This is a genomic window from Povalibacter uvarum (assembly GCF_014202975.1).
GTDB classification, from domain to species: Bacteria; Pseudomonadota; Gammaproteobacteria; order Steroidobacterales; family Steroidobacteraceae; genus Steroidobacter; species Steroidobacter uvarum.
Window position 1 is genome coordinate 26741 of record NZ_JACHHZ010000007.1, and the last position, 18719, is coordinate 45459.

Genomic DNA, 18719 nt, shown 5'->3' on the forward strand with positions numbered 1-18719 from the left:
GATACGAACACACGTCCCGGTACGTAGCGCCTGGAGCTCGACATCAGTATCTATTGTGGCAGCAGAGAGGAGGTGAGCGCTCAATGTGTTTCGGGTTGGACGCGATGATTGAAGGCTTTGTGCGATTTCAGACTTTCATCGTGGGGCTGCTCGGCTTTACGGGGGTGATTCTTACTATCAGAATGAATGCTAGGTCGGCGCGCCAGCAGCATGGGCGCCAGGTGAAGCACGAGAGGCAGGCGCTCCGCACCGCGTTGCGGGCGGAGCTAGAGATCATACGTGCGATGTATGCTGATCGGATCAGCACGACTGGCGATCATGAATCGCAACAATCAGTGTTAGTTCCGCTGCATGTGCCGGATCGCGTGTATCAGCAGCTCCTCGATCGAATCGGCCTCCTGACAGCAGCCGAAGTGGAGGCGACGATGAAAGCGTATCTGCTGGTCGCCGAGCTTCCGACGCGCTTAGGAGTTCTCGCTGATACGACGGTTGAGAGCAGGTATCCGGGATATGTCCGTATTCCCGGCCGCAACGTCGGGCACGTGTCGAAGCTCCATGCGAGTTTCATTGAGAGTATCGATCTAGCATTGAAGCTGCTGATTGGCGAGCTTTCCAGCAATGCCATCACATAGAGCAAACGAGGTCATCGGTGCCGGGCCGCGGGTTCGCGGGTTCGTACGGATTCGGTGCCGGGCCGTATGTTCGTAGGTTCGAAGCTCAACCAAGATACGGACGTATGTTCCGGTACTTAGAGCCGGCAGAGCTTGTAAATGGAAGGAGCATCGAGCATGCCTACAGAGGACGAGCTGAGTCGCCGGGCGAGTCGCTCTGCGATGGTCATTGCCACGGTGGTTGTTGTTCTCGTTGTGGTCACGGCCGTTGCATCGAGGGAGCCCCCACTGTCGGGTGCATACGGCGATACATTCGGTGTGCTAACAGCATTGTTCTCGGGCGTGGCTCTCTCGGGTCTCTGGCTAACGATCAGGCTGCAAAAGATAGAACTGGCAGCGACTCGGGCAGAGCTGCGCGCGCAGGCAGAAGCTGTGTCGCGGCAAGGTTTCGAGAACACGTTTTTTGCAGCTATGGATCTATTGCAGCGCGTTGAATCAGAGGTAAGAAATCCCGGCAGCGTGGACCCGGCGCAGCAAGGTAGGCACGCGTTCTTCCATCTGGTTCATCATTTGAACGGCTATGACAACGGGGGTCTGAGTAAGGTTCGCGAGGGAGATTCGCCGGATAGTGTGAGACGAATCTACAGTTCATGGTTCATCAATAGCGCTTACAACATTGGCCCGTACTTCGATCTGCTGTTGCAGATTCTTAGACTGATCGACAGAAGTCGCCTGGCAGATCGACAGATATACGCGAATCTCCTCAAGGCGGCTGCGTCGCCAGCTCAGAAGCATTTGATCTTCTATCACGGCTTACTGTGCGAGTCGTCTCCGGATTTCAAGACGCTTCTTGAGCGCTTTGCATTCTTCCGCGACTTTGACATGACGCAGGTGTTCGCCATCCCTCAGTCTCGAAACCTCTGGTATGGCGCGGAGGCAACGGGTCCTGGTGTGATGGTTGACGGGAGAGCTGTGTAGGGCGCGGAGCGCCAGCATTTCGGTACCTGTGCACCGGTGCCGGGCCGCTAATCGCGTGGCTAGGGCGTTCGGCGCCCGGGGAGAGTTTCGGGTTGGCCGTCCGGTACGAATGAGGAACCGCAAAACCCCGCCCCGGCAACGAAGCTGCCGGCACCGAGGCTGCGCTAGGCTGTTATGGCGAATGGAAGGCATTCGAATGAACGAGTCGAACGACCCGCGGTGGCATCGTCGAGAGCCTGTGTTCTCGAAGTCATCGGAAGAAAATCTCTTCGTTCCAGTGAACATGGAGCGACACAAAATGTATGAGCCCGAGACCAGTCGCGCCGTATCGTGGAAGGAGCTTTCGGTGCTGGCGGCCCTGCTTGCCCTCGTGTATCTCGCCGCCAATCCCTGGATCACGCTGCATCAGCTGCGCGCTGCGGCGGCGTCTCGAGATGCCGATGCGCTTTCGCAATACATCGACTTTCCGGCCGTTCGCGACAGCGTAAAATCCCAGATGGGCGTCGTCATGACGAAGGAGATGGCGGAGCAGAAGAGTGGATTTGCCGTGCTCGGTGCGGCGTTCAGCTCCATGATCATCGATCGCTTCATCGACACCATGATGACGCCGGCGGGCCTGCGCGCGGTGATGAGTGGTAAGGACCCGGTGGGCGCGGGGCGGGATCAGTCGCCGACGAAACCCGAAGAAGTCTTCAGGTACGACCGCGCGTACTACACGGGTGTGAATCGCTTCGTGGTAGAAACTCCGAACCAGAAACGCGAGATCATCAGATGGGTGATGAAGCGCGATGCCTTCTCCTGGAGGATCGTCGATATCCAGTTGCCGCTCGACGAGTTCGACACGGAGTAACCCTTCGAACCTTCGACCCGTCGTCTTTGGTGCCCGGGCACCGAGGGAGGCGAGTGCTACCAAGAGTGAGCCGCCATACGGCATTGCGCTTCCTGGTTGCTTTTTCGCAAGTTGAACGGGAGTGCCGATGAAACGACTCGTCCGCAAGCGACCGGGCTGGCGCAACACAGTTGGAGGTCGTGGTGTCATGAATGAAGGGGGTGCCATGAACGAAACGACGGCAACAGCTTCAATCTCCGATCCCGCTGGTCTATGGAGATATATCGACCCAAAGAGCCGGACGTGGAAAGGCCCGGTGACGCTGCAAGAATTGGACAGCATGCACAAAGCGCTCGAGATCCACGGTTCAACAACGGTAGTGGCTGAGTATGTTGTTCAACAGCGTGGCGAGGAGTCGCCGCTCATCACGTACGAGAACATTCTTCGCTATCCGTTTGTCTTCGAGCCGACGATCGATGACTTCTTCGTACAGCGCAGGGATGCGTCGGTAACGGTCCTCTGCGGTCCGAACAATTGCGGAAAGTCGCTAATCCTCAAGCAGATGTATCTCCGTGCCGACCAGCGTGCCTTTTTGCTCGCGGTCGGTCGGTTCTCCCACGTCGACACACTCAATACTAGGCCTAGCGAGCCAGAGCTGTACCGCGGCATGTACTACAACCACATGCAACAATCGTTTCAGAAGGGTCAGAATCAAGACGATTCGCAGGTCAAGCTTGAGCAGATTGTGGGCGGACTCCCCGATGCTGAACTGGACAAGTTGCTCGAACTGTGTAGCGACCTGATCGGTGAGAAGTTCACAATCAAACACGTCGACGAAGGCCGCAGGCTCAGCCCGTTCTACGTGGACATGAATGGCCAGAACATGCGCGTAGCCAGTACTGGAACGCGTGTCTTGATGACCGTACTTGGTGTGGCAGTCGATAGCCGAATCTCTGCCCTCTACATCGATGAGCCAGAGCTCGGTCTCAGTCCGAAAGTCCAAAAGACCGTGGCTACGCTTCTCTACAGTCCGGAAAGTCGTGCCAAGCACTTTCCTCACCTGAAGCAGGTTGTCGTCGCAACGCACTCTCATCTGTTCTTGGATAGACGCGCGTTCTCTAGCAACTTCAACGTTCAGAAGGCAGACGATGTCTTGACCGTTAAGCAAGTGACGAGCGTCAGCGAGTTCCACGCGCTGCAGTTTCGCCTGCTTGGGAATGATCTAGAGTCTTTGTTCTTGCCGTCCGCTATCGTATTCGTGGAAGGAGACGCAGACATCATTTTCCTCTCGCGCGTCATCTCGCGTCGCTTTCCAGACAGAACAATCACCGTGACGCCTACTGGCGGCGAGGGGAATGTCAGCGGGAGAATCCACACGTTGAAGGAAGCATTTGGTTCGCTGGAAAAGAGCCCATATCAGAGCAGGCTGTTCGTCGTATTCGACAGCCGGTTCAGCACCAAGAGGCAAAAACTCGTGAATATGGGAGTTGCAAGCGACAACGTCATTGTCTGGAGCCGAAATGGCATCGAGTATTTCTATCCACCAGAAATGGTGGCCTCACAGTTCAATTGTGCCGTTGAAGAGGTCGAAGAAATCTCCTATGAGAAGGATCCGATCACTTTCAACGGCGTGAGTTTGGGAAAGAAGCAGTTGGCCCAAGCTGTTAGTGATCGCCTTACCAAGGACACCGCATACAACAAGGAACTAGAGGGCTTTCTCGCCAGACTGGGTGACGCGTCAGCTTAGCTCCTGGCAGACTCCCTGTAGTCCATGCTCGGTGCCAGTCGGGCGTTCGGTGCCCGCCGCGGTGCCTCTGGTGCCGGGCCGCGGGTTCGAGGGTTTGATGTTGTGCAAGATTAGGTCGCGCTCCTGAGGGGCTGACTAGGACCGGCACCCGTAACGCAATCCAACTCCTGCCGAGAAGCGGGTTCGGTTAACCCAGAACCCGCTCCCGACGTTCTTCAGTGCAAAGGCGCCACGTCGTACGCTGCTGCCATCTCCCGAACCCCAGCCGCTAGCGTCTCCCGCCCCTCCGCATACTCCAAATCCTCCAGCCGCCTGACCGCCTCATTGACCAGCTCTCCCGCCGCCTCAATAGCCGCCGGCCAATACGGCCGATCACCCGCACAAACGCCATCGCTCTCTATCGCCTGCTGAACACACCCGAGGATCGCGTGCGCCTTCATCAGCCGCATGCGCTCGTTCTCGATAATTTCACCCCGCGTCTTCGGATCCGCTTCACTCGCCGGAGAAGCGCAGTTGCGGGACGGACGGGACTTCGACTTATGATGCTTCCTAGCCATGGATGGACCTCTCAGTAAGGTTTGCCTGTGGTTAGGCGTTCGGCGGTGTTGCCACACCGTCGAACGCCGCTTGTCGATCAATCGACAGACACCTTAGTACCGATCTGGCATGCGGCCGAGATGCGACTTTCTGAGTGAATTGCAAAGATACTCATTCGGAGCTGATGCACGAATGGAGCTATCGTGCGGCAGGAAGAAACCGCTGCAATTCAGTTGGGGATTCGGTGTCTCGAAAAGCCATAGCCCTACCGAAGCTGATGCTCGCCGAAGATATTTTGCGAGTGATGGGTTGTGTCAACGTTAACGTTCGGTGCCGGGCCGCGGGTTCGCGGGTTTGGCGAATCAGTACGTGGTCCTTTGGTGCCGGGCCGTGCGTTCGTGGTTTGAGCCGATGGATCGGGCTGCAGCTTGCGCATTGGATTGAAGTGGCCGCGCCGGCGCCGAGGGGCACCTTATGAGATGCTGCCCACGGTGAGGATCAACCAGGGAGACTCGAATGACCGCAAAGTTCGCACTAGTCCGGGGTCGTGACGTCGTTCCGATCGCCGAGATCAAGGCCAATGGCCGCCGCGTGTCGACCATGCATGAGCTCACCCATGTAGTGCAGCAGCGGGGTTGTCAGTTGACTCTGTCATTCGACGAGACAGGAGTCAGTGCCGCGCAGAAGACCATCATCGGCGGGTTCAAATCAATGTCGGGGATGGATTCGGAGACAGAAGTGGTCGATCAGGCGCTGGTCGGGGAACGAGTTGCCCTCGGCGGATTCAAGGCGACAGGCGCTGGTGCGACACCGTATTTCCCCGGTAATACCAAGTACTCGTCGGTCAAACTGACACGCAGCTGATTCCACGCAGAAGCTCTTGTTCGTGATTCCGGTTGGTCCGGCATCGAAGCGCGCGGTGACCCCGAAGGACGCGGTGGATCCCGAAGGCGTTGCGTGCTGTTGGTGCCGGACCGGGAAAGGTGGCTGTCCATTGATTGCGGGCCATACCCGGCACGGCATTCGGTGCCGGTGCCGGGCCGCGGGTTCACGGGTTTGAGCGTTACGCAAGACGAGGTCGCGTCCTGCTGGGTTGGCTAGGAAACCCGCGAACCCGCGACCCGGCACCGCCTGACACGCGGTACCCGCTGAGGCGCGCTGAGGCGGGATTTCACGTCGCACCGATTGCGCCGATCTGCGCAAGTCCTCGCTGTGATTCCGGCGGCGCGCGAGAATCCAGTCCGTCGCGAAGTCCCAGCGTATCGGAGGCATCGGCATGCGATTCAGCGTGATCGTTATCCTGGTTGCGGCATTCACCGTGGCGTGCGCGGCGGTACCTGACAGGACAAGCAGCCAACGCATGGTGGTGGTCCCGTTGAGCGAGGCCAAGTTCGTTCCGGTGGTGGCCCGATTGCCGGATGGTCCACAGATGGCTGTGCTGTGGGGCGATCCTTCGAGCGGCCCTTCGGCGATGTTGTTGGAGATGAAGCAAGGACCGACACCGCTTCATGTACACACTGCGGACTATCATCTGGTGGTCATCGAGGGCCAGCTCAAGCACTGGGGTGAAGCGGAGACCGGCGCATCCGCGAAAACGTTGGGGCCGGGCAGCTACTGGTTTCAGCCGGGGAACGAGATTCATGGCGATGCCTGCCTGACATCGAAGTGTCTCGTGCAGGTCGTCTGGTCCGGCCCGAGGGACGGACGTCTCGCGGAGTAGCGTCCGGCACCAGATTGCGTTTTGTTCTTCGCGCCTACCCGTGCCGGGCCGCGGGTTCGCGGGTTTGGTTCAGGCGGATCAGGCGGCAGATTTGCGTACTTCATCAAAGTGAACCCGCGAAGCCGCGACCCGGTACCAGTAACTAGCTGTGCCGGGCTGCGGATTCGCGGATTTGATTCTCAAGAGCTAACGGAAAGAACAGAGCGTTGGATTCGATGCGTCCTGGATGGCGAGTCATGTCGAATGGACCATTGCTGCACTCAGACTGCGGCTAAAATCCGCGAATCTGCGGCCCGGTGCCGAATCACGATCGCTGGCGTTGACTCACGAAGGACCCAGGAACCGGACACTCACGTCCCAGCGCACCGCGCGCCGCCGCGAGCCGGAGTTGCAGTAGCCGACGATCTGGACGCGTCCCTGGCTCAAGTCGTTTACGGCGTACGCCTCGCACCCGCCTGAGTAGCCGCTGGCGGGCAGCTTCGGGAGTTCGCGCATGCCGATGCTGGGATGCCACACGAAGCCGTGATTGCGGCGATATCCCGGAGGACCTGGCAGCGGAGAGATCGTCCATTTGTCGGCGACACCGACGACGAATCCCTGCCGGTTCACTTCATAGGCCATGCTCTCGGTTCCGGTTGGCAGCACTCCGGTGAAGATCGAGTGCGCACCGACGCCGTCCCAGAAGAATGCGCGACGCAGCCTGGCGCCGGACTCACCAAGGACGTAGAACTCACCGACTACCTGACCGCCATCGTTGATGCCACGGGCAGGACCGCCTGAGCCGAGGATTCCCATACCCGGTGGCAGAGGCACCGCCGTCAACACGCCCGAATGCCAGCGGAACGCTTTGTGATCGACGCGAACGCAGCACTCGTTCGCCATGCCCACGAAGGTTCCGTGATTGTTGACGTCGAAGTTCTGGCCGCCGGGCAGTCCGACGTCGAGCGTCTCGGGAACGCCAAACACGTGCGTCCAGTAGGCCGGTTCGTATGCAGGGTAGCAGCGCGATGTCGGTGTCTGGATGCTGATCGCGCCGACCGCCATGCCGGAATCGTTGAGCGCTTGCACCAGGCTCCTGTAGTTGCACATTCTGGCAACGTCGGGATGGATGCCCTCGTCCATGAGCACCATGGATCCGCCGTACGAGTAGGTGGCGGCATGCGGTCGCAGGTCGGTACGGGCGCGGGCAATCGCCACGGCGCTGCGCAGGCTGTTGATACCCGTCGCTTCCGTGTCGTAGTTACTGGCCAGGTTCCAGCCAATGTCGGCCATCACTCCGGCGAGATGCATGAATGCACTCTGCCGTCCGTCCGCCTTGTGCGCCCAGCCGACTGCGTCACCGAGATTGTTGATGTCCCTGGCGACGCTCTCCTGACCACCGAGCGTTCCCAGGTCGGTGATGGTGATAGTCGCAATCTCGTAGCGCGAGGCGCTTGCGGGCGCGTTGCCGGCGAACATCGCGAGAGCGATCGCCCAGGTCAATTTGCGGAACGGCATGTTTCAGCCCTCCGAACGCGAACTCCGTTGCCTGCTCCCAATGGAGCGCCGGCCACGTACGCGTGCAATCGACGAAGCGTACCGAGATCGAATTCACGGTAGGCTCTGTCAGTTGATGCGTCAACTGAACGGAAGTCTGCTTCCGCCTGTCTTGCGGTTCGCGCATCGGCGGTCGGATTCGTCCTGGTCATGCTCAGGCACACCAGCGGGTCTATCAAACTCTCGTTGGATTTGTGGCGGTGGGAAGTTCCCAGGACACCCATCGATTGCGTCCGAGAACTGATGGGTATCCCAAGTAGCTCGCCGCGAAATGGATTCCCAGGACCCATCGCCGCAGTTCGAGATGGGTGTCTCCGTAGTTCGGTACGGTGTCCCAATCGCAGCTCCAGTGATGGGCTCCGGTGCCGGGTCGTCTGCGCCAACCCAGATATTCACATCACGAGTCCCATCTCGTCCTTTTTTTCATTCGTCAGCGATCATTTGCCAGGTAGCGTATTCACTGGCATTACCGAAGCGGCTCGGGCGTGTATTGGCCGCTGATACCTCTGACGTACGGTGCTGCATGAGAAATGTTCGTCCAGGCACGATCGTAGGGCCCTTGCTGGCGTTGGCCGGGGTCACAATCGGATTGTGTTCTGCTTTGAACGGCGTCGCTTCGGAGTATGTGGGTAGTGAGGCCTCAGGAATAATGTTTGGCCTCGCCGGCGCAGTAGTCGGACTACTTGCGGCAGTCGGCTGCGCGTTGGCCGCTCGCGGCGGCAAGCCTCGCGCCTGAGCTGTCTCGAATCGCTCTTGAACCAGGGGCGTTACGCCACGGACTCGATCCGGTACGCCCAATGTGCAGTGACGCTGAAATTCCCAGTAGCTCGCATTCGAAGCGGGATAGCGCTCGGCGGCGCGGGAATGCGGGTCCTCGACGAACTCACAAGCCTCGACGTTGCAACTTCTCCCCATTGATTCGTGTCCTTGGGCGACGCGAACCGATACCGGAGATTTGCCATGTCGACGGAGCTGCCAATCACTCCTTCAGTACCGCTGCCACTATTGGCGCCGGGCAACACCGGGACTACGGATCGGCGCCAGGCCATGGCGCGGCTCTCGGGATTCGCCTACATCTCTTACGTGTCCCTCGGACTCTACATCTCATTCGGACCCGTTGGCCGGATCTGGAACCTGAACGCAGTAGGAGAGTCCGCTGGCCTGTCCCAGGCAGACTTTCTATTCCGCACGGGTCTCGTCGCGGAGACGGCGCTCTACCTCTTTGTGACGATCTCCGCCGCCGCCATGTACGCCACCCTTCGCGACGTCGATCGCGGCATCGCGTTCGCGGCTGCCTTCTGTCGGCTCATGGAAGGAGCGATGGGAGCGACATTCGTGCTGCTGAAGTACGCCGCCTTCGCCGTCCTGATGCGCGATGACCTCGTGGGCGCGTTTCCCGATGCTCAGCGCCAATCGCTCACCATGCTCTTCAAGCACGTGCATGGATCCGGGCTCTACCTGATTCTCATCGTCATGGCCGTGGGCGGCGCGCTCTTCTTCTGGTTGTTCTGGCGCAGCCGCCTGATCCCACGCTGGCTCGCAGGATGGGGCGTCTTCACGTACGCACTGATGGGCGCGGTCGCAGTGCTGGTGATCCTGTTTCCAGCGTTGAAACAGTGGGTGATGATCGCTTTCCTCCCTGGCGCAGTATTCGAGGCTATCGCCGGAGTCTGGCTGCTGGCCAGAGGCGTCAACGGGTGCGTAGCGACTAGGACACCCACCGATTCCCAGCCGAATATCGACTTAATCCCCACCGCTCCGACCTGACGCCGGCATATATGTATTGCCGGCAATCTCACCGGCTCAGAAGCACACCGATGTGTCACGATGCGTCGCGCGCGGAAAACGCTGGTGTGTCTAAACGACATGCGTACCTTCCTGTCCTCTTGTTCCTCTGCACTTCCCTCACCAAAAGAGTCGTCATGCATCGACATGTCATATGCATAGTGCTGATCTCCGGTATCACCGCGTGCGCAACAACACAGCCTGAGGCGAAGCCGCCCGAAGCCCCGCAGCGCTGGACCTGCAGTGGCGAAGAAAACGCAAGGAAGCAGCAGATCGAGCACAACATGCTCCCTCGCGTGGTTTTCGAAGGTGAAACCACACCCGTCCGCATCGAGTCACGCATGGCGGCGCACAAGACGCCCGCCCTGTCCGTGGCTGTCATCAACGATGGCAAGTTGGACTGGAGCAGTGCGTGGGGTGTGCTCGGCGTCGATAGCGCGCAAGCGGGTTGCGACAGTCTGTTTCAGGCGGGTTCACTCGCGAAGCCGGTAACACTGCTTGCGGCCTTGCGGATGAAGGAGGCGGGGCTGATCGACTTCGACAGGAACATCGACTCGTATCTCGTTTCCTATGATCTCCCTGCGGGGCGGCAGACCGAGGGCAACCCGGTGACGTTCCGCAACCTGTTCGCGCATACCGCCGGGATCACACCCGGCGGATACGCGGGTTACGCGCAGACCGAAGCATTGCCCACTGATCAGCAGATCGTGCGCGCAGAACCACCGAGCAACTCGCGCAAGGTGGAGGTGCTGAACGAACCCGGTACTTCGCTCATCTATTCCGGCGGCGGTTACACCGTCATTGAGATTGCTCTTCAGGATCAGCTGCGCAAGCCATTTGAACAGATCATGTCCGAATGGCTCATCGATCCAGTCGGAATGAAGCAGGCGACCTATGCGCAACCGCCGCCGCCCGCGATCCGTGAGCGGATTGCTCGCGGGCATCGAGCCGATGGCAGCATCGTACCGGATGGTTGGCGAAATCATCCGGAGCAGGCCGCAGCCGGACTTTGGGCAACCGCGAACGATATGGCGGCGTTTCTGCTCGAGATCTACAAAGCCCACAACGGCAACAGCAAGGTCCTTTCCCAGGCCAGCATTCGCGAACTTCTGGCCGCGCCCATCGAGCGGCATGCGTACGGCTTCCGCCTGATTGGTGAAGCTGACCAGGTGTTCATCACCCACTATGGCGGAACCGAAGGCTACCGGGCAGGGATGACGCTGAACCTGCGCACCGGCGACGGCGCTGTGTACCTGAGCAACTCAGATGCTGGCAGTGACCTCGGCGCCGAGTTCCTCGCAGCGGTTTCGCGTGTTTATGAGTGGACGGCGTTTCGCGAGGTGCGAGTCACCCGCGTGACTCAACCAGTTGAAGTGCTGCAATCGCTTGCCGGTGTCTACACGTTCCCACGGGGACGGGATGTTTCCGTGGTCTACGAAAAGCAGTTGACGCTGGTGTTTCCGAATGGCGATCGATACGCACTCGAGCCGATCAAGGGTGCTCCTCGGCGATTCATTCATCCAGCATCGGCTGTCGAAGTCACCTTCGAAGGCGAAGGCTTGCAAACGCGGCTGCATCTGTATGGGCAGATCGGAACGCGCCGGCCGTAGCGGCGCGTTAAACCGGCTCTAGTTTGCGGGCGGCGTTGGCACTGCAGGTGGCTTGCAGACCTCTGCGCCAGGTTTGGCGTCGCCCCGACATTCGCGGATGCAGCGAAATCCTCTCTCGGCTTCGTGGGCACATTGCTTCTTGCACTCGGCATCCTTCTTTACCCACGCGTCACTGCACTTCGGTAGATCCTGAGCACCTGCCAAGATGCTCATGCTGAGTGTGAAGGCTCCAATCATCACTGCCGAGAGTTTCATTTTGCCTGCCCCTTGCGTGGAAGATGCCCAACTGACCCCGAGTGTCGTCAGAACTGGAACGACGAGGCGGATGACCTCAATCGCGTTCTTCATTCAGACGCCACAGCATAACAACTATTGAACTGACGCGGATTCGCGGATCGATCGTGTTGTCAGTCAGCGCTCCCTACGGCAGGGTGAGGTCTCTAGAAGATCAAGGTCAGGGCAGAGACTCCTTCATTCGCGTCGGTACTGAGGACCTTCCTCTTGTCGAATGTCCCGAGGTCGGTCCACGGATCGCCGTCGTCGGAGACCAGCAGAGCGCCGCCCTCGGAGTCTCGAAATAACTCGCCGATGCGGCCCTCGACCACGATAGCGTCCTTGATCCAGCGATCAGGCCCTGAGATGCGAAGTCGCATCTTCATGTGCCCGCTGAAACCTTGAGGATATTCGATGCCGGCGACCCCCAGCGACAGGCGGGGGTTGACGGGGGTTATCAGATACGGCCTCTTGAAAGTGCAGATCACTCGATCCTGCCTGTTCCTATCAAGACGTTCCGTGTCCCCGTGTTCGAGTCTGACAATGCAGATTGGCGCATCATCTCTGAGAAGCTCGCAGGTAACCTCATTGTCCGTACCGGCCTGATGCTCGTCGCTCGTGTAAAGCGACCACCGTACGGCGGCAAGAACTGTCGTGGACATCCGGATGCTCCTGAGTAGATGGGTAAAGTCTGCTGAGAGTGATGGTGTAGTTGCCTTTCTGTCAGGGATGGACATCAGAGCATTTGTGCACGAGGTCAGAACGTGCGAGACACGATGATCAGTGCGGACCAGCGGGACTTGGTTTCGTATCTCACGGCGGTCTCGGTTCCCGGCGGGGGCTCGTTCTCCTTGAACCCGTCAGCGAGGTCTTTGATGTTGCCATCGAGGACGACGCCAATGCCGACCGAAAAACCTTCGGTATCGCTCGGCGTCGATTTTCGGCCGTACATGAAGCCAACGCCGACGCCAGCAAGGACATCGTCTTCCGATGCGGCTACCGCGACGAAGGGACCGCATCCGCGGTCTAGTTTCGTTCTTCCGCTGTTGCACCAGAAGTATCGGTGGAACTCGAGAACCGCCCGGGGTTGATCTTTCTTGCGAGAATTGACGCGGACCACGCCATCAACGATGGTGGCGTCGTCGATGGCCTCGTCTTCTCCGAATGAATAGCCGAAGCCCAGCCCCCACGTCAGACCCATGAACTCGGTGGCGCTCTTGGTCTCCTTCACCGAGGCTTCAGCGAGTTCCACATGCGGTTGGACTATTCGGTCTGCATTCGGATCGCTCGTTTGAGCGGCCACGATTTCCTGGTTGGATCTGAAGCAGAGCCGCGCCTCCTGCGCGCTGATGAGACGATCGTCCATCGTGCGACTGCCGTCCCTGGACTCGCTCAACGACCGATCGCACGCCTCCAGGATGACGCCCTGCGTCTCGGGCAGGTTGTTCCTCACGATTGCCTGGTTTAGCCGCGCTTGCTGCGACGGATTCATGAATTGGTTCTGCGCCAAAGCGGTACCCAAAGCGACATGGCTACCTACTGCGATCCCCACGAAAAGGAGAAGGAATCGGCGCATACATTTCTCCCTGTAGTTGAGGTCCCTGAACGGGGTACCGTTGCTCCGGGAACCTGTGGCTACGCCGATTCCTATCTCACTAACGCAGGTCCGGTGCCGAACGCAGGTCAACGCAGGTCCGGTGCCGGGCTGCGGCTTCGCGGGTTTGAACGTTACGCAAGACGAGAGTCGCACGCTGCTGGGTTGGCCAGGAAACCCGCGAACCCGCGACCCGGCACCGGCTCCGCGTCCGGCACCGGCTCCGCGTCGGCATTCGGTGCCGGGCTGCGGCTTCGCGGGTTTGAACGTTACGCAAGACGAGAGTCGCACGCTGCTGGGTTGACCAGGAAACCCGCGAACCCGCGACCCGGCACCGGCTCCGCGTCAGGCACCGGCTCCGCGTCAATGCGCGTCCGTCCTGCTTTTCCTGACCGGGACGATTTTGGTCGTATGGCCGAACCAGCCCGCGACAGTGGATTTGTTGCGGCGGCTGATCGGTATCCTCAGGTCGTTGGATAGCAGGCAGTACCATTGATGGCCGTTCTTGACGATTTTCACGATAGCGCCTCGTGCCACCCAGTGGGCTCGATGGACCCGCAAGCCGGATTCCCCCAATGAATCCGCGGCCTGCTGCAGAGAACCGAGAATCATGCAGCGGCCGAGGTCCGTGTAGACGTGCAGATAGTGAAGGTCGGAAGAAATCGCAATGACGTTCGTTCCCAGCGATTCGGGTAGTCGGCTGATGAACTCCGCCCGGGCGGATTCGGCGTAGCGACCCGCTTCCGCCTTGTCGAGATCGACCGGCTCGGCCGAGCCGGCGTTGGGGTCTCGCGCATCGCCGAACGACCGGCGCTGCGCGAAAAGCGGCAGATTGATGATCATCCAGAAGCTCAACGTTGCCGGTGCAAGCTGGAGGAATTCGGCCGCGATGGCTTGCCACCAACCCCGGCTGGCGAAGACATCCAGCCACCCGTCCTCGTCTTCGACAGCGATCAGCGATGCCGGCAGCGCGTGTTCGACCAGGTAGCTCACCGGCGTGACGAGTAGCGCACCACCGGTCCCAGCGACTAGCAATACGAGCCACGCCGGCAAGGATTTCATCATGTGCGGTAGAACGAGCCAGCTTGCGGCATAGAGGGAGACAAGCCCGAGCCCTACGTGAATCACCCAGAAGACCGTTCTTGCCGCTACGCCCAAACCCCGGCTGGCCTCCGGCTCGATCACCACGAAGGTGATGACGAGCAGAGCGCCGACGACCGCGATGGAGCGCCCCAGCGCCCAGGCTCCGAAAACTGTTCCGCTACTGACTGCGGCGTTGCGATTCATACGTAGCGTCCAAGAAGCCACCAGAAGTACTCGAAGGCAAGTCCATCATCGTAGACGAAGAGAATCCAGTTCTCGCGCAACTTGGCAGAGTGATCGAACGTCATAGGCGGCGCCGGGTTCTCGCCGGGCGGCTGGAATGCGGCTGATGGAGGTCGACATCCCCGCGCCTGTGTTGACCGACGTGATCTTCGAGTCCGTCAGGCGGCGGTACCACTCGTTCCATTCGGGTTGGCGGACGACGGTTCGTGAAGTATTCGCGCCGCTGGTACAAAGGGCCGCGCTGGACGAGCCACGGCGCAGCAAGATTGACCTGAGATCACCACACTACGCCTCACCATGTCTCACCAGCTACGCAGTTTCCATCAGGCTGTATTCGGTTTGCAGAAGGCCGCCCTCATGCTGCTACTTGCGACAACCCCCGCTGTTGCCGACGTAGGCGCGATATCGGTGGAGGTCGTCGATGCCGTGACGCGCCGGCCTGTCGATGGTGTGACGATTACGGCCGAATCGCGCGACGGCGAGGTGCGCTCGGCTACGACAACTGAAGGCAAGGCGCTGCTCGACAGCCTGGAAGACGGTTTCTTTAGACTGCGTGCCGAATCGGCCGGATACGTCACGGCCGTCGAGCCGGCGGTGCGAGTACTGGAACAACGGACAGGCCGACTTCGCTTCGAACTGCAGCCGGTATCCGACTCGTTGGACGAGGTCGTCGTTATCGCTCGTGCACTCGAGGCAGATCCCTTCGGCGGCGTCTCGGACAGATTCCTGAGCCGCGACGAGCTGCGCAACGCGCCTGGCAGCGGCAGCGACGTCATGCGCGCGCTGAGCGGCCTGCCAGGGGTCGTCTCCAACGGCGAGTTTGCGGCCTTTTCCGTGCGGGGCCATGGCCCCAAGAGCAACCTCATCTATGTCGATGGCTTCCCGTTCCAGCAAGTCGTGCACTTCGAGCAGACGCTGGGCGAGGAGGACGAAATCATCAATGGCGGCCGCTATTCCATATTTGCACCCAATGCCGTTGCCGGAGCGGAATTCTCGCCTGGCGGCTGGAGCGCGGAGTTCGGGGGCCGCGACGCGTCGCTCCTGCAACTCGACGTCGTGGATGGCGCGCCATCGCCTGTCGCCAGCCTGCGTCTCGATCTCGCCGGTGCCGAATTCCTCTACGAGGGACCGAGTGGCTTCCACGACAACACGACGATGTTCCTGCAGGCGCGGCAATTCGATTTCGGCCAGTTCTTCGAGATGATTGAGGAAGAGTCTTTGGGTGCGCCGGTGTCCACGGACGTAATCCTGAAGACGCATACACGTCTCGATGATGACGACGAGTTCGAGTTTCTCGCCGTATACGCGCCTGAGGAGTATTCGCGGGACGTCAACCACATCCTCGCTGCCGAGGAGGACGAGGGCATCGAGGACGTCACGTTGCAGAACGAAGACCAGGACCTTGCGCTCATCGGTGGCACCTGGCGGCGGATGTTCGGCAACGATGGCGAATGGACAAACCGTATCTACTACCGTGAGAGCGACCGGGTGTCGTCCGAGGGCGAGGCCTACCCGGACCTGGTGCCCCCGGGTACGCCAGCCGACCAGGTTCCGGTGCGCGAGAAACTCCTGACTGTGAAGGAAAAGGAGTCGGAGTTCGGCTGGCGCAGCGATGTGTCTGTCGGGAACGGCCTTGGGATATTCATCGCCGGGCTGCACCTCACGAGCAACGATCTCGACTATTCGACGGACCTTCGGGAGGACTGGATACGCTATATCTACGAGTCCGACGATCCGCGCCCCCCGAACGCAAACTACATTGTGTTGCAGCCAGATGAGATCGACTCGGTCTATAGCGCAAGCGAAACCAACTACGGAGTTTACGGCGAGCAGTTGTTTGACTGGGGCAATGCCAGTCTGCGTGCGGGCCTTCGCTACGATCGCAATGGCTTTGGGGACGAAGACCTGGTGTCGCCGCGATTCGGCTTCAATTATGCGATTTCACCCCGGCTGAGATTCTCGGCAACGGCTGGCATCTTCTATGAACCGCCAAGCAACCTGGCGCGTGCGGCCGACCCTGATAACTTCGATCTCGAGAGCGAAAGGCTTACTCATCTCAGCCTCGGCTTCGACTATCGGCTGAGCGACGACCTGGATCTGCTCGTAGAAGCGTACTTTCAGGATCTCGATAACCGGCTCGTTGATAGCGGACGCACGAGCGGTCGAATCACCAATGATGGAGAGGGCACTAACACCGGCGTGGACCTGGTGTTGAGGCGCAGGTTCGATCGGGGCTGGTCGGCCGACTTCGTCTATTCCTGGAATCGCTACCGGGTGGACGACAATGACGGGCGTGGGGAGTACGACTGGGACTTCAATCGCGAGCAGTTCGTCGCTGTCGGCGGGCGCTGGGAGATCAATGATCGATGGCAGATAGCGGCGCGATGGAAGTATGGCTCCGGGCTGCCAACGTACCGCTACCTCGTGCACGATGACGTGCTTGCGCCGAACCCGCCCGTGCGCTATTCGCAAGAGAGGTTCGACTTGAATGCGGATCGCGGTGATGCGTTCCACTCACTCGATGTGCGCGTCGATTACCGTCGTCGGATCGGCCCGGTGGATCTTGTGCTGTTCGCGGACGTGCTGAACGTTTATGGCGGTCCGGCTGGCCTGCAGCCCGAGTTCAACATCCTGACGGGAGAGATTGTCGACGAGGAGGAGGAAACTCTGCCGCTGCTCGGCCTGATCATCGAGTACGCCTGGTAGGCGTCCGGTGCCGGGTCGCGGGTTCGCGGGTTTGACTCCAGCAGAGCTGCAACGCTCGGATGCTGCCTTCGCTGAGTCAGCTGGAGCAATTGCGGAAGTGACGCTATGGCGCCTTCGGTGCCGGCACCGAAGGCGCACGATCCATTTGGGTGCGCATCCAGCCGGCGAATTCCTGCTCGAGAAAGATTTTCTGGAAACGAGACTTTTCCTCGATGCTGAGGCCGCTCTTGAGCGCGAATCGATACGTCCAGGTGACGGTGGTCCTGTCGGGCGCGGGTTGCGTACGGACGAACTCACCCACCGCATAAGCGACATTACGAAACTTGGGGTTGGTGTGGTTCCAGACCACGTACCTGAAACGGCTGCTCTCGCTATTCGAATCAGTGTTCAGCACCTCTTCGACCGACGTCGAGCCATCCGTGAGGCAGACGAGTCTGCGCGCACCGACGCTGCCATACGGGCCGTCTGACAGCCTGAAAGTACCACTGACGCCAGGCAGGTCTTTCGTCGGATCGATACGCAGCGGACGATTCGCGGATTGCAGGACGACGGCAAGTGGCTGGGGGATTTCCCTCTGCTCGGCGTGACTCATTAGTTGCTCGAGCGGAGCGATCTCGGGGCGGGGTGGGTTGACAAATCCCGCCGGCGGCTCGCAAGCCAGACTTTGGCCATTGAGCAGAAGGCCGAAGAGCGTCATCGCGAAATGGAACCGGTATTCGAATGTGCGCATGCGAGGTATCTTGCGCAAGTCTGCATCGCCGGGCTATTCGCATATGAGAAGGAACGCAGCCGGATCGCTGAACCCCAGAAAGAAGCCGCAACAGCGGCGTTCCCGCGACACCATCGACGCTATTTTCGAAGCAGCTATTCACGTTTTGCTCGCGAACGGGTTCGACAAGACCACGACGATTCAGATTGCCGAACGAGCCGGGGTTTCCATCGGCTCGCTTTACCAGTACTTCCCGAACAAGCGCGCCCTGCTCGCGGCAATCGTGAGGAGACATGTGGGTGGAGTCGTCGATGAGACGATTGCTGCCTGCAAGTCGGTACACGGGCAGACGATCGAAGCAATGTGCGCGACTATGATGGCTGTGTTTGTCGATGCGAAAACGCGCAGGCCAGACATCTCACGCGCGCTCTACCTCCCCACGGCCGCGGTCAATGCCGATGCAATCGTCAAGGAGGAGTCGAGCCGGTGTGCTCAGGCCGTACACGACATGTTGATAACGGCCAGTGACGCCAAGTTCGACCAGCCGCTTCTCGTAAGTAGCATGCTGATCGCATCCATCGTAGGGCCGACACGCGCAGTGATCGAGGCGGGCGGAGATCGTAGTACGTTCGAAAGACTCAAGCTGCACCTCACCGCGCTGACAGTGGGGTACCTGAAAGAAGTTTCGGCGCTTCGGTGCCGGGCCGCGGCTTCGCGGGTTTGAAGGTTATGCAAGACGAGGGTCGCACTCTGCTGGG

15 protein-coding genes are annotated in these 18719 nt (G+C 59.9%); 10 read left to right on the forward strand and 5 right to left on the reverse strand.

Annotation, left to right across the window (positions count from 1 at the left end; genetic code table 11):
- Positions 1 to 104 precede the first annotated feature (104 nt).
- The 6 genes from HNQ60_RS25285 (at position 105) to HNQ60_RS25310 (ending at position 6422) form a co-directional block, all read left to right on the forward strand.
- On the forward strand, positions 105 to 632 hold the full coding sequence (locus HNQ60_RS25285) for a hypothetical protein (protein ID WP_184335588.1): 528 nt from the start codon (positions 105 to 107) through the stop codon (positions 630 to 632).
- A 156-nt stretch (positions 633 to 788) separates the two neighbouring features.
- Positions 789 to 1589 carry a putative phage abortive infection protein gene (locus tag HNQ60_RS25290; RefSeq protein WP_184335589.1) on the forward strand — a complete coding sequence of 267 codons (801 nt, stop codon included), beginning with the start codon at positions 789 to 791 and terminating at the stop codon, positions 1587 to 1589.
- Between the two features lie 283 nt (positions 1590 to 1872).
- Complete coding sequence (locus tag HNQ60_RS25295; protein ID WP_184335590.1) at positions 1873 to 2439, forward strand: DUF2939 domain-containing protein; 567 nt, start codon at positions 1873 to 1875, stop codon at positions 2437 to 2439.
- A 127-nt stretch (positions 2440 to 2566) separates the two neighbouring features.
- Positions 2567 to 4165, forward strand: a complete 1599-nt coding sequence (locus HNQ60_RS25300) for an ATP-dependent nuclease (protein ID WP_184335591.1) — start codon at positions 2567 to 2569, stop codon at positions 4163 to 4165.
- A 1053-nt stretch (positions 4166 to 5218) separates the two neighbouring features.
- Entirely contained in the window at positions 5219 to 5566 is a 348-nt protein-coding gene (locus tag HNQ60_RS25305) for a hypothetical protein (RefSeq protein ID WP_184335592.1), read from the forward strand.
- A 412-nt stretch (positions 5567 to 5978) separates the two neighbouring features.
- Positions 5979 to 6422: a cupin domain-containing protein gene (locus HNQ60_RS25310; protein ID WP_184335593.1), complete on the forward strand. Its 444-nt coding sequence runs from the start codon at positions 5979 to 5981 to the stop codon at positions 6420 to 6422.
- 324 nt (positions 6423 to 6746) lie between these two features.
- On the opposite strand, the gene HNQ60_RS25315 is transcribed toward HNQ60_RS25310, so the two are convergent.
- On the reverse strand, positions 6747 to 7919 hold the full coding sequence (locus tag HNQ60_RS25315; RefSeq protein WP_184335594.1) for a hypothetical protein: 1173 nt from the start codon (positions 7917 to 7919) through the stop codon (positions 6747 to 6749).
- A gap of 999 nt (positions 7920 to 8918) precedes the next feature.
- On the opposite strand from HNQ60_RS25315, the gene HNQ60_RS25320 reads away from it, so the two are divergent.
- Together HNQ60_RS25320 and HNQ60_RS25325 are read left to right on the forward strand one after the other, a co-directional pair.
- The gene (locus tag HNQ60_RS25320; RefSeq protein ID WP_184335595.1) at positions 8919 to 9725 is read left to right on the forward strand and encodes a DUF4386 domain-containing protein; all 807 of its coding nucleotides are present in this window, start codon (positions 8919 to 8921) and stop codon (positions 9723 to 9725) included.
- 155 nt (positions 9726 to 9880) lie between these two features.
- Positions 9881 to 11353: a serine hydrolase domain-containing protein gene (locus HNQ60_RS25325; protein WP_184335596.1), complete on the forward strand. Its 1473-nt coding sequence runs from the start codon at positions 9881 to 9883 to the stop codon at positions 11351 to 11353.
- A 440-nt stretch (positions 11354 to 11793) separates the two neighbouring features.
- Here the strand turns inward: HNQ60_RS25325 and HNQ60_RS25330 are convergent, their stop codons facing one another.
- The 3 genes from HNQ60_RS25330 to HNQ60_RS25340 form a co-directional block, all read right to left on the reverse strand.
- Positions 11794 to 12288 carry a hypothetical protein gene (locus tag HNQ60_RS25330; protein ID WP_184335597.1) on the reverse strand — a complete coding sequence of 165 codons (495 nt, stop codon included), beginning with the start codon at positions 12286 to 12288 and terminating at the stop codon, positions 11794 to 11796.
- 95 nt (positions 12289 to 12383) lie between these two features.
- Complete coding sequence (locus HNQ60_RS25335; protein WP_184335598.1) at positions 12384 to 13118, reverse strand: hypothetical protein; 735 nt, start codon at positions 13116 to 13118, stop codon at positions 12384 to 12386.
- Positions 13119 to 13583: 465 nt separating this feature from the next.
- The gene (locus HNQ60_RS25340; protein WP_184335599.1) at positions 13584 to 14507 is read right to left on the reverse strand and encodes a LytTR family DNA-binding domain-containing protein; all 924 of its coding nucleotides are present in this window, start codon (positions 14505 to 14507) and stop codon (positions 13584 to 13586) included.
- A 396-nt stretch (positions 14508 to 14903) separates the two neighbouring features.
- On the opposite strand from HNQ60_RS25340, the gene HNQ60_RS25345 reads away from it, so the two are divergent.
- Complete coding sequence (locus tag HNQ60_RS25345) at positions 14904 to 17252, forward strand: TonB-dependent receptor (protein ID WP_184335600.1); 2349 nt, start codon at positions 14904 to 14906, stop codon at positions 17250 to 17252.
- A 103-nt stretch (positions 17253 to 17355) separates the two neighbouring features.
- Here the strand turns inward: HNQ60_RS25345 and HNQ60_RS25350 are convergent, their stop codons facing one another.
- Positions 17356 to 17982 carry an SRPBCC family protein gene (locus HNQ60_RS25350; RefSeq protein ID WP_184335601.1) on the reverse strand — a complete coding sequence of 209 codons (627 nt, stop codon included), beginning with the start codon at positions 17980 to 17982 and terminating at the stop codon, positions 17356 to 17358.
- Between HNQ60_RS25350 and HNQ60_RS25355 the strand changes: the two genes are divergently transcribed.
- Positions 17981 to 18685, forward strand: coding sequence for a TetR/AcrR family transcriptional regulator (locus tag HNQ60_RS25355; RefSeq protein ID WP_184335602.1), 705 nt, complete (start codon positions 17981 to 17983; stop codon positions 18683 to 18685). The genes HNQ60_RS25350 and HNQ60_RS25355 overlap by 2 nt on opposite strands.
- Positions 18686 to 18719: the final 34 nt, after the last annotated feature.